Source organism: Streptomyces sp. NPDC048504 (assembly GCF_043200035.1).
Taxonomy (GTDB): domain Bacteria; phylum Actinomycetota; class Actinomycetes; order Streptomycetales; family Streptomycetaceae; genus Streptomyces.
Genome location: NZ_JBICXA010000005.1, coordinates 319190 through 333159, shown reverse-complemented (window position 1 = coordinate 333159; position 13970 = coordinate 319190). Strand labels below are relative to the sequence as shown.

16 protein-coding genes are annotated in these 13970 nt (G+C 70.2%); 5 read left to right on the top strand and 11 right to left on the bottom strand.

Features of this window, described 5'->3' with window-relative positions:
* Positions 1-61: 61 nt before the first annotated feature.
* From ACGFY9_RS15235 to zapE, 9 genes are all read right to left on the bottom strand, one after another.
* The gene (locus ACGFY9_RS15235; protein WP_393754250.1) at positions 62-793 is read right to left on the bottom strand and encodes an aminoacyl-tRNA hydrolase; all 732 of its coding nucleotides are present in this window, start codon (positions 791-793) and stop codon (positions 62-64) included.
* A gap of 236 nt (positions 794-1029) precedes the next feature.
* Positions 1030-1173 carry a hypothetical protein gene (locus tag ACGFY9_RS15230; RefSeq protein ID WP_317888587.1) on the bottom strand — a complete coding sequence of 48 codons (144 nt, stop codon included), beginning with the start codon at positions 1171-1173 and terminating at the stop codon, positions 1030-1032.
* A 39-nt stretch (positions 1174-1212) separates the two neighbouring features.
* Complete coding sequence (locus tag ACGFY9_RS15225; RefSeq protein WP_393754248.1) at positions 1213-2055, bottom strand: polysaccharide deacetylase family protein; 843 nt, start codon at positions 2053-2055, stop codon at positions 1213-1215.
* Between the two features lie 55 nt (positions 2056-2110).
* Entirely contained in the window at positions 2111-2998 is an 888-nt protein-coding gene (locus ACGFY9_RS15220) for a PPK2 family polyphosphate kinase (protein WP_393754246.1), read from the bottom strand.
* A 71-nt stretch (positions 2999-3069) separates the two neighbouring features.
* Positions 3070-3873: a slipin family protein gene (locus ACGFY9_RS15215; RefSeq protein WP_393754244.1), complete on the bottom strand. Its 804-nt coding sequence runs from the start codon at positions 3871-3873 to the stop codon at positions 3070-3072.
* 100 nt (positions 3874-3973) lie between these two features.
* Complete coding sequence (locus ACGFY9_RS15210; protein WP_393754242.1) at positions 3974-5470, bottom strand: SulP family inorganic anion transporter; 1497 nt, start codon at positions 5468-5470, stop codon at positions 3974-3976.
* Positions 5471-5478: 8 nt separating this feature from the next.
* Entirely contained in the window at positions 5479-6060 is a 582-nt protein-coding gene (locus ACGFY9_RS15205) for a carbonic anhydrase (RefSeq protein ID WP_393754240.1), read from the bottom strand.
* Positions 6061-6145: 85 nt separating this feature from the next.
* Positions 6146-6544 (bottom strand): hypothetical protein, encoded by a 399-nt coding sequence (locus ACGFY9_RS15200; protein ID WP_393754238.1) that lies wholly within the window; start codon positions 6542-6544, stop codon positions 6146-6148.
* A 154-nt stretch (positions 6545-6698) separates the two neighbouring features.
* Complete coding sequence (gene zapE / locus ACGFY9_RS15195) at positions 6699-7805, bottom strand: cell division protein ZapE (protein WP_393754236.1); 1107 nt, start codon at positions 7803-7805, stop codon at positions 6699-6701.
* A 150-nt stretch (positions 7806-7955) separates the two neighbouring features.
* Between zapE and ACGFY9_RS15190 the strand changes: the two genes are divergently transcribed.
* The 4 genes from ACGFY9_RS15190 to msrB all read left to right on the top strand — a co-directional run bounded on the left by ACGFY9_RS15190 (position 7956) and on the right by msrB (position 11323).
* Entirely contained in the window at positions 7956-8750 is a 795-nt protein-coding gene (locus ACGFY9_RS15190; protein WP_393754235.1) for a pyrimidine reductase family protein, read from the top strand.
* A gap of 154 nt (positions 8751-8904) precedes the next feature.
* Positions 8905-9378 carry an indole-3-glycerol phosphate synthase gene (locus ACGFY9_RS15185; RefSeq protein ID WP_327400594.1) on the top strand — a complete coding sequence of 158 codons (474 nt, stop codon included), beginning with the start codon at positions 8905-8907 and terminating at the stop codon, positions 9376-9378.
* Positions 9379-9513: 135 nt separating this feature from the next.
* Complete coding sequence (murC, locus tag ACGFY9_RS15180) at positions 9514-10902, top strand: UDP-N-acetylmuramate--L-alanine ligase (protein WP_393754233.1); 1389 nt, start codon at positions 9514-9516, stop codon at positions 10900-10902.
* A 13-nt stretch (positions 10903-10915) separates the two neighbouring features.
* Positions 10916-11323 (top strand): peptide-methionine (R)-S-oxide reductase MsrB, encoded by a 408-nt coding sequence (msrB, locus tag ACGFY9_RS15175; protein WP_393754231.1) that lies wholly within the window; start codon positions 10916-10918, stop codon positions 11321-11323.
* A 345-nt stretch (positions 11324-11668) separates the two neighbouring features.
* Here the strand turns inward: msrB and ACGFY9_RS15170 are convergent, their stop codons facing one another.
* Both ACGFY9_RS15170 and ACGFY9_RS15165 read right to left on the bottom strand, forming a co-directional pair.
* Complete coding sequence (locus tag ACGFY9_RS15170; protein WP_393754230.1) at positions 11669-12418, bottom strand: SDR family oxidoreductase; 750 nt, start codon at positions 12416-12418, stop codon at positions 11669-11671.
* Positions 12419-12575: 157 nt separating this feature from the next.
* Positions 12576-13481 carry an AraC family transcriptional regulator N-terminal domain-containing protein gene (locus tag ACGFY9_RS15165; protein WP_393754228.1) on the bottom strand — a complete coding sequence of 302 codons (906 nt, stop codon included), beginning with the start codon at positions 13479-13481 and terminating at the stop codon, positions 12576-12578.
* Positions 13482-13633: 152 nt separating this feature from the next.
* Here ACGFY9_RS15165 and ACGFY9_RS15160 point away from each other — a divergent pair, with 152 nt between their 5' ends.
* Positions 13634-13951 carry a putative quinol monooxygenase gene (locus ACGFY9_RS15160; protein ID WP_393754227.1) on the top strand — a complete coding sequence of 106 codons (318 nt, stop codon included), beginning with the start codon at positions 13634-13636 and terminating at the stop codon, positions 13949-13951.
* Positions 13952-13970: the final 19 nt, after the last annotated feature.

Here is a 13970-nt window from a genome sequence, read left to right as displayed (position 1 = left end):
CGGCACGGCCGTACGCCTTCCGCGACGAACGGGTCTGCGGGGGTGCCTCGGTTGCGCCGGCTCAGCCTCGTCGCCGCAGCGCCGGATGCTCCGCTACGACGGTCGCCGAGCCCGGCGCGATCTCCGTGAAGCCCGCGTCCCTGACCAACGGCAGCCCGCTGCTGGTGAGTTCGGCCCACCGGGCCGGGTCGGCGGTGCGGACGGAGAGCGGGAAACCCGCCTGGCGCCAGGCGGTCCGGTCCTCGTCCGACAGTTCCCACCAGGCGAGTTGGGCGCCGTGGCCGGTCTGGGCCATGGTCTTGCCGGCGGACATGCCGAGGTCCGGGTTCAGCCAGAGCACCGGTGCCGTGGAGTCCGCGTCGGCCGGCGGTTCGGGGTCGTCGAGGTCGGTGCCGGACACCTGGAGCCGGGCCAGGTCCTTGGGCCAGCCGTCGAGCGGGACGGGCGGGAAGACTCGTACCTCCGCGGACTTGCCGGTCACCGTGATGCCCGGCAGCGCCTCGGCCCGCCGCCACTCGGCCCCGCGCGCCCGCCGGACCACCTTCCGGATGCGCGCGTCCTGCCAGTCCCGCATGACCTGCGCCCACTCCCCGTCATCGACGGCCCGCTCATCACTCAGGATCGTCAGCACAGCCCGGGCGGCCGTCTCCAACGCGTCGGTTCGGGCCGGCGGAGCATCCCGCTCGATCCGCACAACCAGGGGCAACACGAACTGCGGAGCCTCATCACGAGAGGTGGGCTCGTTGACGAAGGGGTCGACGTTGTCGCCGGAAACGGTGGAATCACTGGTCACGTCCTCCAGTCTGCCAGGCGGAAGATCGACCCTTAAAGGCACCACTGAGAGGATCCCCCTAGGGGCGCGGGGCTGTATCGATGTGCGGCTCCGCCGCGTGAGCGCGACCAGCCCAAACGCACAGGCACCCGCCAAACGACCCACTCCCCACGGCGCTCCCGCGAGACGACTCCCCAATGCGACGCGATCTACAGCTGCACAACGTCGGCCGCCAACGCCCTCACCCCCCCCGCCGTTCACCCCGAGCAGGCGGTGCGCTGCGCCTCCTGCCACTCGCAGACGGGGCACAGCGTGATCCCCTTGTACGACTCCGGGTACTCGGTAGGTTCCTGGCACAGCACACACTCCGCGTACGCCGGCGCCGGCTCTTCGTCGCTCATGCGACCAGCGTACGAGGGGTGCGCGATCCTCAGTCCACCTCAGCGGTGCCGGTCCGTGGCCCCGATCAGCTCGGAGACCTTCACGAACCGGTACCCCTTCTTCCGCAGCTCGGGCACGATCATGCGGACGGCCCGCTCGGTCGCCGGGGCGGCGCTGCGCGTGCAGTGCATGACGACGACAGAGCCGGGCTTCACGCCCTCCAGCACCTGCTGGGCCACGGCGTCCGAGTCCGTCGCGAACGCGTCGCCGCTCACCACGTCCCACTGCACCGCCGTGACACCGACCGCGCTCAGCGTCTTCAGCGCCTGCCGGTCGTAACACCCGCCGGGGAAGCGGAAGTACGGCATCGCGTTCGGCACGCCCGCCTTCTTGAACGCCGTGTACGCCCGCTCCACATCCGCCTTCATCCTGTCCGGGGAGACGGTCGGCAGGCCGTAGCAGTCATTGGTGAAGGCGTAGTGGCTGTAGGAGTGGTTGGCGATCTCGAACTGCGGGTCCCGGCCGATGGCGCGGGCCTCGGCCGGGTACTCGTCGGCCCACCGCCCTGTCATGAACACGGTCGTCGGCACCTTCAGCGTGCGGAGCGTGGAGATGAGCTGCGGATTGTCGAAGTGCTCGCCCTTCGCCGCACGCGGCCCCTCGTCGGCGGTCATGTCGGCGTCGAAGGTCAGCGCGACGGTCTTGCCGTCCGCCCGCGGACCGTTTTTGAAGACCGGGGTCAGACCGGCGGGGCCGGGCGCGAGCGTGGGCGGCCGCGAGATGGCGGCGGAAGGCGCGCTGGGCGCCGGACGGCTGGCGTGGGGCGCCGAGGGGGCCCCGCAGGCGGTGAGCGCGGCGCCGAGTGCACAGGCGGCGGCGACTTGGCGTACTCGAATGGTCACCGTAGGAACATAAGAGGATAAGCGGAACTATTCGGTCATCGACACGAGGGTGAGGTCAGTCCGAACCCAGCAGCCGCTCCCGGCACGCCTCCACGTCGAAGTCCGCTTTCGGGTACTGCGGATCCAGTGCCGTCAGGTGTTCCAGGAGGAGGCGGCTGATCGCCCAGTTGCGGTACCACTTGCGGTCGGCCGGGATCAGGTGCCAGGGGGCGTCCGGGGTGGAGCAGCGGTCGAGGGCGATCTCGTACGCGTGCTGGTACGCGGGCCACAGGGCGCGTTCCGCGATGTCGCCGGGGTTGAACTTCCAGTGCTTGTCCGGGTTGTCGAGGCGTTCCAGCAGGCGGCGCTTCTGCTGGCCGTAGGAGATGTGGAGGAAGCACTTGACGACGGTCACGCCGTCGTCGGTGAGGGATTTCTCGAAGCGGTTGATCTGGGTGTAGCGGTCGTTGATCTCGCGGTGCGGGGCGAGTTCGCGGACGCGGGCGATGAGGACGTCCTCGTAGTGGGAGCGGTCGAAGATGCCGATCTCGCCGGGGTGGGGGAGGGCGCGCTTGATGCGCCAGAGGAAGTCGTGTTTCTGTTCCTCCGGCGTGGGTGCCTTGAAGGCGCGGATCCGGCAGCCGGAGGGGTTGAACGGGCCGATGACGTGCTTGACGGTGCCGCCCTTGCCGCTGGTGTCCATGCCCTGGAGCACCAGGAGCAGGCGTCGGCCGTCGCCGGCCGTGCTCGCCGCCCACAGGCGTTCTTGCAGGTCGGCCAGGTGCTCGCCCATCCGGGCGGTGTCCTTGAGGCCGGCGGCCTTGTCGGCGGGGCCGCCGGGGGTGGCTGCGGCGTCGTAGGAGGAGAGGTCGACCGGGCGGCCGGCGGTGACGCGCAGCAGTTCGGCGAGGGGGACCGCCTCGCCCTTCTTCCCGCTCTTGCGCTTCGCGCCCTTCTCGGCCATGGGGCACCCCTTCCGGTCGGCTCCCTCGATCCTGCGGCGCGGGGGCCGTGCCCGCCAGTCAGCGGGCGGGACTACGGGTCCACGGCGGGCGGTGGCGGCGCGGGAGGCTGCTGTTGCGGCTGCGCCCGCTCCAAGAAGCGCAGCAGCTCCACCGGGAAGGGGAGTACGAGCGTCGAGTTCTTCTCGGCAGCGACCGCCACCACCGTTTGCAGCAGGCGGAGTTGGAGTGCGGCGGGCTGTTCGGACATCTGCTCGGCGGCCTCGGCGAGTTTCTTGGAGGCCTGCAACTCGGCGTCCGCGTTGATGATCCGGGCCCGGCGTTCGCGGTCGGCCTCGGCCTGGCGGGCCATCGAGCGTTTCATTGTTTCGGGGAGCGATACGTCCTTGATCTCGACGCGGTCGATCTGCACGCCCCAGCCGATGGACGGGCTGTCGATCATCAACTCCAGGCCCTGGTTGAGCTTTTCGCGGTTGGAGAGCAGATCGTCGAGGTCGCTCTTGCCGATGATGGAACGCAGGGACGTCTGGGCCATCTGCGAGACGGCGAAGCGGTAGTCCTCGACCTTGACGATCGCGTCGGCCGCGTCGACGACCTTGAAATAGACGACCGCGTCCACGCGCACGGTGACGTTGTCGCGGGTGATGCCCTCCTGCGCGGGCACGGGCATCGTCACGATCTGCATGTTGACCTTGCGGAGCTTGTCCACGAACGGGACGACCGTGGTGAAGCCGGGCCCCCGCACCTCACCGACCACCCGCCCGAGGCGGAAGACCACCCCGCGCTCGTACTGCTTGACGACCCTGGCCGCCGCAGCGACGTAGACCACGCACGCGGAACCGGCCGCCGCGCCCGCCACCAGCAGTTCCTGGAGCATCCTGACCCCCTCGTCGAGAGGCCGTTCTGTCTGCTCCTGCAAGGGTATGCCCGGTGCCTGCTCCGGGGCCACGATCGCCCCGGAGCGGGCACCGGCGCCGCTACTTCACGGCCGTGGCCCCGACCGCCGTGACCTTCACCGGCTCGGTGCCGGCCGCGCTGTGCCGCTCGGCCCAGTTCTCCAGGGCCGTACGGCAGGCGTGGTCGAGGTGGTGCAGGCCGGAGAGGTGCAGTTCGACCGGGCGGTCCTGGGGGAGCGCCTCCAGGCTGTCGAGGATCTTCGGCAGCCGCAGGAAGGTCGCGTTGCCCGACAGGTACGCCTGGACCGGGCCCGCGCCCTTGTCGACGACCTCCAGCTTGATGTGCGAGGCCTCCCACGCCGTCTTCGCGACGGCCAGCGCGAGGCCGATGAGGACGCCCTCGAACATGCTGACCGCGACGATCGACAGCGCCGTGACGACCAGGATCAGCGCCTCGCCCCGGTGCTCGCGCCACAGCGACACGATCTCCCGGACGGGGATGAGCTTGGCGCCGGCGTGCACCAGGATGCCCGCCAGGGCCGGGATCGGGATGTACGCGAGGACGTCCGGCAGCAGCGCCGCGAACAGCAGCAGCCATACGCCGTGCATGACCCGGGACGCCTTCGTCCGCGCGCCCGCCTGCACGTTCGCCGCGCTGCGCACGATCACCGCGGTCATCGGCAGCGCGCCGAGCATCCCGCACAGCGCGTTGCCCGCGCCCTGCGCCACCAACTCCTTGTCGTACTCGGTGCGTCGACCGGAGTGCAGCCGGTCGACTGCCGCCGCGCTGAACAGCGACTCCGCGGACGCGATCAACGTGAACGCGACGATCGTGCCCAGCACCCCGACCTGCGCCAGCTCACCGAACGCACTCAGCGGCGGCGGCTGCAACGAGCCGAGCAGCCCCTGCACCTCGACGGTCGCCACCGGCAGCCCGAACGCGAGCGCCGCGAGCGTCGCCAGCCCTACGGCGGCCAACGGACCCGGCACCGTACGGACCTTGGCGGGCATCCGCTTCCACAGCACCAGCACGGCGATGGTGGCGGCACCCAGCGCGAGCGAGGCCAGTGCCTCCGTGTTCCCGACGGCGTCGATGAGCGCGCCGGGCAGCTGGGCTATCTTGTCCACCCCCGAGGCGGGGGCCTTCGCCCCCGCCACCGAGTACAACTGCCCGGCGATCAGCACCAGTCCGATGCCGGCCAGCATGCCCTCGACGACCGAGACCGAGATGGCCCGGAAGTAGCGCCCCAACTTCAGGACGCCCATGGCGATTTGAAGCACACCGGTGGTGAGCACGATGACTCCGAGGGCGGGCAGCCCGTACTCCCGCACCGCCTCGAAGACCAGCACGGTCAGCCCGGCGGCGGGCCCGGACACCTGGAGGCTGCTGCCCCGCATGAATCCGGTGACGATCCCGCCCACGATGCCGGTGACCAGGCCGAGTTCGGCCGACACACCGGAGGCTACGGCCACGCCCACGCAGAGCGGGAGCGCGACCAGGAACACCACGAGCGAGGCCGCGAAGTCCTGCCGTAGATAAGGGAACTTGGCCTTTTCGTTGTTCTTCTTCAGGTCCATGGCGCTACTCACAGGGCCTCGAACTGGTCGGTGTCCGCGCTGTGTTCGAGCACGGCACCGGTGTGCACCTCGTAGTACCAGCCGTGCACCCGCAGCCGTCCGTCCGCCAACCGCCGCTCCACACAAGGGTAGGAGCGCAGTCGCAGCAACTGGGCGAGTACGTGGTTCTGCACGGCTCCGGCGACCGTCGGGTCGGCGGTGTCGCTCGGGGCGGGTTCGTCGGCGGCGTGCGCGAGCCAGTCGCGTACGGCCGGGACGGCGGCGAGGTCGTCGCCGCGCACCAGGGCGCCGACGGCACCGCAGTGGGAGTGGCCGCAGACGACGACGTCCTGGACGCCGAGCACCTCCACGGCGTACTCGATGGTGGCCTCCTCGCTGGTGGGGTTGCCGGAGGCGTACGGCGGGACGATGTTGCCGGCGGTGCGCAGCTCGAAGAGCTGGCCGGGGCGGGCGCCCGTGATCAGGGCCGGGACGACCCTGGAGTCGGAGCAGGTGATGAACAGCACCTGTGGGGACTGGCCTTCAGCGAGTTTGGCGAACTCCTCAGGGCGTTGTCCGAACGTACGGGCGTTGTCGATGAGGGGCTGCATGGCGTGTTGGTTCCTCCTGGCGCGCCCTCTGGGCGCGTCGGGCTTGCATGACAGTGTGCGTGGGGGATGTGACTGCCTTCAGCTCTCAGCAGCGGAAGACCTGAAGTGCCGCCGGAGTGTGTGCTGTCGAGGATCTCGATGTGCGGTGCAGCGGCGTGCCGGGCGCCACCGATGTGCGTACGGCCGCCGGGTCCTCGGTGAGGAGCGGGCGCTCGGGTGTCTCGGGTCCGCAGTCCGCGGAGCGGTAACGGTCGCGCAGGCGCAGCGGGACGGTGGGAGTGCCGGCGGCGCCGCAGTCGCGGAAGGTGATGGTCTCGGCGCGCAGGGCCTTGCCGCTGAGCTTGAACCCGGGCTGTGCCTTGGCCTCCGCATGACGCGCTGTGTGCGCGGGTGCGAAGGATTCCATGGATGCGAAGAACTGGAGGGCGAACAGGACGGCAGTGAGGAGCGTCACGACGGTCCGAGCCGTCTTACCTCGGAACATGCGCCCCCCTTCAGCCCGTTCGTGTTCCTAGTACAGACCAAGGCCAGGTCAACGGCTGGTCAAGTAACACGGTAACCCGGTGAAGTTGTTTGCAGGGTTAACGCGGCGTTTCCGATGCAAGAGAGCGTGAAAAGCGCGCTTGGGCTGGCGTGAACTAAGCGGTTTTGACGAGGTCCTCGGCGTCCCGGGCCAGCGCGGTGAGGCGGGAGATCGCGCGGAAGTACTTCTTGCGGTAGCCGCCGTTCAGCATCTCCTCGCTGAACAGCTGGTCGAATGGCAACCCCGAGGCCAGGACGGGCACTTCACGGTCGTAGAGCCGGTCCGCGAGGACGACGAGCCGCAGCGCGGTCGACTGGTCGGGTATCGGCCGGACGTCGGTGAGGCAGACGGCCTTGAGGTCGTCGGTGAGGGCGCCGTAGCGGCTGGGGTGGACCTTGGCGAGGTGGGCGAGGAGGTGCGGGAAGTCGTCGAGGGAGGCGCCCGGGGTGGCGTACGCCGCCTTCGTCACCTGCTCGTCGGAGAACGGGGCCGGGGCCTGTGGCAGGCCGCGGTGGCGGTAGTCGTCGCCGTCGATGCGCAGCGAGCGGAAGTGCGCGGACAGGCCCTGGATCTCGCGCAGGAAGTCGACGGACGCGAACCGGCCCTCGCCGAGCTTGCCCGGCAGGGTGTTGGAGGTGGCGGCCAGCGCCACGCCCGCGTCGACCAGCTTGCCGAGCAGGGTCGACACGAGGACGGTGTCGCCCGGGTCGTCCAGCTCGAACTCGTCGATGCACAGCAGGCGGTGGCCGGAGAGCGTCTGCACCGTCTTCTGGAAGCCGAGCGCGCCCACCAGGTTCGTCAGCTCGACGAAGGTGCCGAAGGCCTTGAGCGCGGGCTCGGCCGGGGTCGCGTGCCAGAGGGAGGCCAGGAGGTGGGTCTTGCCGACGCCGTAGCCGCCGTCGAGGTAGACGCCACGGGGGCCGGCCGGGGCCTTGGCCGCCTTGCCCTTGCCGAAGCCGAGGAAGCCGCGCTTGGCGGTGCCTGCGGAGTGCGCCCCGCCGAGCCCGGCGGCGAAGGCCTCCAGGACGCCGACCGCCTCGGTCTGGCTGGGCTGGTTCGGGTCCGGGATGTACGTGGCGAAGCGCACCGAGTCGAAGCGCGGCGGCGGCACCATCTCGGCGACCAGCCGGTCCGCGGGGACGTACGGCTCACGGGCGCACAGGGACAGCGGGGCCGCGTCTGCTATCGGGCTGATCCCGGAGGCGGCGGAAGAGGATGACACGGTTCATCAGTCTAGGGCCTGTCTGATAATTCCCTTCGTCGCCCGGAAGGCGGCCTGGCGTCGTGAGGACGGGGGCACCACCCACGCCCTTGAGGCGGTGGGGGAGGGGATTATCAGACAGGCCCTGGGGGGCGTGCCACACTGCACGACATGCGACGCCTGTTCCCTGTGACCGACGAAACAGCAGCCCAGGCCTCGAACGGGGCCCCCGATGCGCGTGGGGCGGACCGGGAGTGGGGGCTCGCGGAGCTGGCGGAGGCGTACGCCTACCCCGCCGGGAGCGCTCCCTGGCTGCGCGCCAACATGGTGTCCACGCTCGACGGGGCCGGTCAGCACGAGGGCCGCTCGCAGCCCATCTCCGGTGACGCCGACATGCGGATCTTCGGCACGCTGAGGGCGCTGGCCGATGTCGTGGTCGTCGGTGCGGAAACGGTACGCCAGGAGGGCTATCGGCCTGCGCGCGCGCGTGAGGAGTTCGCGGCGGCACGCACGCGTGCCGGGCAGACGCCCGCCCCCGTGATCGCGGTCGTCACCGCGAGCCTCGATCTCGACTTCTCGCTTCCGCTTTTCACCTCACCCCTGGTGCCGACGCTGATCCTGACGGGCGCCCAGGCGCCGCAGGACCGGGTCGCGGCCGCCGAGAAGGCGGGCGCCCGGGTGGTGGTCGCCGGTGACGGCGCGGGGGTGGACCCCGAGCGGGCCGTAGAGGCGCTGGCGGCCCTGGGGCACACCCGGTTGCTGACCGAGGGCGGGCCGCGGCTGCTGGGGCAGTTCGTGGCCGCCGGGGTGCTCGACGAGCTGTGTCTGACCCTCTCGCCGATGCTCGTGGCGGGGGACGCGCAGCGGATCTCCGACGGGCCGTCGGCTACGGTTCCCCAGCGCTTCGAACTGGTGTCCCTGCTGGAAGAGGCCGGGTTCCTGTTCGGTCGCTACCGTCGGTCCTGAGTGCGGTCGGAATGATCCGTTCCGTTTGTCTTTCGACGGGCACACTAAATCCGGCAGTACCCGTGCGATCGCGGGGCAGGATGGTTTCCGCAGGGCCTGGACGGCCTACGGAGGAGAGAGGGCCCGAGGGTCCTCGAAGGAGAAGGGGCGCCTGGTGTTCACAAGCGTACTGATGATCGAGAAGGCCCTTACGTCCGCCGACGTGGAGTTCGTCACCACCTTGCACGGTGACGAGACCGTCTCCTTCCACGTGTTGCTCCAGCCCCGCGGCGACCAGGCGGACCGCCTGCTGCGGGCCATCGACGACGTCGCCCTCGGCGAACTCGACGAAGCGGCACACGAGCGGGAGACCCCCGAGGGCAAGGACGCGGCGGCACTCGGCACGCAGGCTCTGGAGGTGTCCCTGACGGCCCTGCACGCGGCCGGCAGCGAGGCGCAGGGGCGGCTCATCGAGGACCACCCGCTGGACGCGCTGAAGACCCTCGTGGACGAGATCGGCGCGGACGAGGTGATCGTGCTGACCGATCCCCACTACGTGGAGGAGTTCTTCCACCGGGACTGGGCCTCGCGCGCCCGTCACAAGGTCGGCGTACCGGTGCTGAAGCTGTTCTCGCACAGCAAGGAGTAGCGGTCGGCGGACGGCCGGCGGGTGTCCGTGATTGTCAGTGGCACCGCATAGGCTTGCCGCTGAACGTCCGCCGCATCAGCCGTGATCAGTCGGTCGTCGTCAGTCGTACGAACACGCACGCACAGGGAGACACGCATGGCACCCGGCCTTCCCACCGCCATGGACCGACCGCACTTCATCGGCATCGGCGGGGCCGGGATGTCGGGGATCGCCAAGATCCTCGCGCAGCGCGGGGCGAAGGTCGCGGGCAGCGACGCCAAGGACTCCCCGACCGCCGACGCCCTTCGCTCCCTGGGCGCGACCGTGCACATCGGGCACGCCGCGGAGCACCTCGCCGACGACGCCACCTGCGTGGTCGTGTCGTCGGCGATCCGCAAGGACAACCCCGAGCTGGCCCGCGCGGCCGAGCTGGACATCCCGGTCGTCCACCGCTCGGACGCGCTGGCCCGCCTGATGGACGGCCTGCGCCCGATCGCCGTAGCGGGCACGCACGGCAAGACCACCACGACGTCGATGCTCGCGGTGTCGCTGACCGAGCTGGGCCTCGACCCGTCGTACGCGATCGGCGGCGACCTGGACGCCCCGGGTTCGAACGCGCTGCACGGCGACGGCGAGATCTTCGTCGCCGAGGCCGACGAATCGGACCGCAGCTTCCACAAGTACGCCCCCGAGGTCGCGATCGTCCTCAACGTGGAACTCGACCACCACGCCAACTACGCGTCCATGGAAGAGATCTACGAGTCCTTCCAGACCTTCGCGGACCGGATCGTGCCGGACGGCACCCTGGTGATCTCGGCGGACCACGAGGGCGCGCGGGAGCTGACGCGGCGAATCTCCGACTCCGTGAAGACGGTGACGTACGGAGAGGCGGAGGACGCCGACGTCCGCATCCTCTCCGTCGTCGCGGAGGGACTGAAGAGCGAGGTGACCGTCCTCCTGGGCGGTGAGGAACTCACCTTCACCGTCTCGGTCCCCGGCCGCCACTACGCGAGCAACGCGGTCGCGGCCCTCGCCGCGGGCGTCGCGCTCGGCATCCCCGCCGCGGAACTGGCGCCCGCGCTCGCCGCGTACACGGGCGTGAAGCGGCGCCTCCAGCTCAAGGGCGAGGCGGCCGGCGTCCAGGTGATCGACTCCTACGCCCACCACCCCACGGAGATGACGGCCGACCTGGAGGCGATGCGCGCGGCGGCCTCCTCCGCGCGGCTGCTGGTCGTCTTCCAGCCCCACCTCTTCTCCCGCACCCAGGAACTCGGCAAGGAGATGGGCCAGGCCCTCGCCCTTGCGGACGCGTCGCTGGTCCTGGACATCTACCCGGCCCGCGAGGACCCGATCCCCGGCATCACCAGCGACCTGATCATCGAGGCCGCGCGCGCCGCGGGCGCCGACGTGACCCCGGTGCACGACAAGGCGGACGTACCCGAGGCCGTCGCGGGAATGGCGAAGCCCGGTGATCTGGTTCTCACCATGGGAGCGGGCGATGTGACAGACCTCGGCCCGCGGATCCTGGACCGTCTCGCGAAGTAAGGGGCTGAGCTGCATGTCGTACGACGTCGAAAAGCCGGACGAGGAATGGCGCACGGAGCTGAACCCGGCCGAGTACGCGGTGCTGCGGCAGGCCGGCACGGAGCCCGCCTTCGTCGGTGAGTACACCGACACCAAGACGAAGGGCGTCTACTCCTGCCGGGCCTGTGGCGCCGAACTCTTCACCTCCACCGAGAAGTTCGAGTCCCACTGCGGCTGGCCGAGCTTCTACGACCCGAAGGACACCGACGCGGTCGAGCTGATCCAGGATCGCTCGCACGGGATGGTGCGCACCGAGGTGCGGTGTGCGCGGTGCGGGTCGCACCTCGGTCACGTCTTCGAGGGCGAGGGGTACGCGACGCCTACCGATCAGCGGTACTGCATCAACTCCATCTCGCTGCGGCTGACGCCTGAAGAGGGCTGACGCGGGCAAGTCGCCTGGTAGCGGGATGGGTTTGTACTTACCGGATTGCCAGAGCGCTCTAGGTCAGTGAGCCGGGCCCCCCCCCCGGCGCGGGGGCCGCGCGTGGGGGTAGTACGGCGGGGCCGTGGCCCCCGGGCGGGGCCATACCCCGGGCGGGCCCCCCCCCCCCCGGGGCCCGGGGGGGGCCCCCCCTTCCGGGGGGCGCCCGGGGCCCTGGCCGGTGGGCGGGTGTGGGTTTTTCAATCCCGTTTGCCCCCGCCCCCTAGCGCACTCGCCCCCCCCCCCCCCGCCGGGCCCGCCCCCGGCTCTTGGCGTTAGTACGGCGTTCCGTTGCCCGCTGGTCGATCACTTCGCCTGGGCGAGCCAGACCGCGTCGGGGCCGGCCGGGAAGCGCAGCTGGCCGGTCGTGTCGTGCGCGGCGCGCCACACCGTCTCGGCGACGTCGCTCTCCTTGGTGAACAGGTCCTGGCTGGTGAAGGAGTCCATGGTCTTCGTCGCCCACTGTGCGTAGGGCGCCGGGACCAGCTCGTCCACCGAGGAGCCGTTCGTCGCGGTGGCGGCGAAGTTGGTCGTCAGGCAGGCACCCGGCTCGACCGTCTTCGCCCGCACACCGAAGGGCGCGAGTTCGAGCGAGAGGGATGCGGTGAACCCCTCGATCGCCATCTTGCTCGCCTTGTAGACGGCCGAGAGGGGCATGTGGCCCAGCACCACGCTGGAGGTCACGTTGATCACGACGCCGGAGCCCCGCTCGCGGAACTGGGGGAGAACGGCCTGTGTCGTCGCCATCACGCCGAACGTGTTGGTCTCGAAGACATCCCGCACCCGGTCCATGGGGGTGCCCTCGAACACGCCGATCGACGGGACGCCCGCGTTGTTGACCAGGACGTCGATGGGCCCCGCCGCCTCGAACGCGGCGGTGATGGTCTCGGGCTTCGTCACGTCGAGCTCGACGACGCGCAGCCGGTCCGACTCGGGCAGGACACCCGAACGCGGGGTGCGCATCGTGGCGATGACGTTCCACCCCTGCGAGTGGAAGTGGAGGGCGGTCGCCCGCCCGTATCCGGATGAGGCACCAGTGATCAGAACTGTCTTCATTGCTGTGTTCCTCGCGATGTGATGGGATCCGCGACGAGCAGGCATTTTCCTACTCGGCGGAAGAACTTCTGATCCCAGTACATCGCTCTTACCTGCGGAGATAGTAGAAGCATTCTCCCCATTGCTTGCACGATCCTCTTCCGTGCTTCGGTTCCGCTCAGGGCAGGATGCCTGCGGGGGTGCGCGCGATGTCCCGCAGGCGGGCCGCGTCCCGGCTCGGGGGTTCGCCGAACTGGCGGCGGTACTCGCGGCTGAACTGCGACGGGTTGTCGTAGCCGACGCGCTGCCCGACCCCCGTGACGTCCCCGGGGTGGGTGGCCAGCAGCAGCCGGGCCTCCTGGAGGCGGATCTGTTTCTGGAACTGGATGGGGCTCATCGCGGTCACCGCCTGGAAGTTGCGGTAGAAGGCGGAGACGCTCATGCCGGACAGCCGTGCCACGTCCTCGACCCGGAACGGCTGCGCGTAGTGCTCGCGGATCCAGCGCACGGCCCGGGAGACATGGCTGAGGCCGCTGTCGGCCAGGCCGAGTTGGCGTACCGTCGCGCCCTGCTCGCCGGTGATCAGCCGCCACAGGATCTCGCGCTTGGCCAGCGGCGCAAGGACGGCCCGGTCGCGGGGCTGGTCGAGCAGGCGCAGCAGCCGGACCACCGTGTCGAGCAGGGCGGCCGGTGCGTCGCTGACGGCGATCCCCGACGGTGTGCCTCCACCGGTGCGGGGGAGGTCACCGGGACCGGCCTGCAGCAGGAGCTCGGCGACGGCGGACGGTTCCAGGGTGAGGCCGAAACCGAGGGCCGGCCGTTCGGGGTCGGCCTGGGTGAACTGCCCGGTGACAGGCAGGTCGACGGATGCGACCAAGTACTGCCCGGGACCGTACTCGTAGACCCGCTCGCCCAGCGCGAGGCGTTTGGCGCCCTGGGCGATGACGGCGACCACCGTGCCGGACATGGAGGGCGCCGGCGGATCCGGCCGGTCGACCTTCGAGATCAGGACGCCGTCGATGGCGGTGGTCCAGTCGGGCCGGGCGTGCCGGTCCAGCAGGGTGCGGAACTCTTCCAGGGACATGAGTCCATTGCAGCACCCCGCCGCCACTCTGTTCCCGGAGCGGCGAGGATCGTGCAAGTGTCTGCGAGCATCGTTCTAACGTTTTCGCAGGTCAGTGGCCTTGAATGGAATCAGTTCACTCCATTCAGTCCATCACTGCGAAGGGGAAACTCATGCTTGCCGACTACGGATTCAACGCCACCCTGACCGCCAAGCCCGGGATGGGCAGTCGGCTGGTCGACCTGCTGCTGACCGGCCTGGACGAGGGCAGCCCCGGTGCGAGCGAGCACTGCGTCGTCTACCTCGTCTCCCGTTCCGCGTCCGACCCAGACGTCGTCCATGTCACCGAGGGCTGGACCAGTGAGGAGGACCACCACCGGATCTTCGCCGGCGAGGCCGCCCAGGCCATCGTGGCGCGGATCGCCGGGCTGCTGGCCAAGGAGTCCGAGTACACCGACTACGTCCCCGTCCTCGGCAAGGCCGCTTTCTGAGCCCCGGAGCGATCTGCCG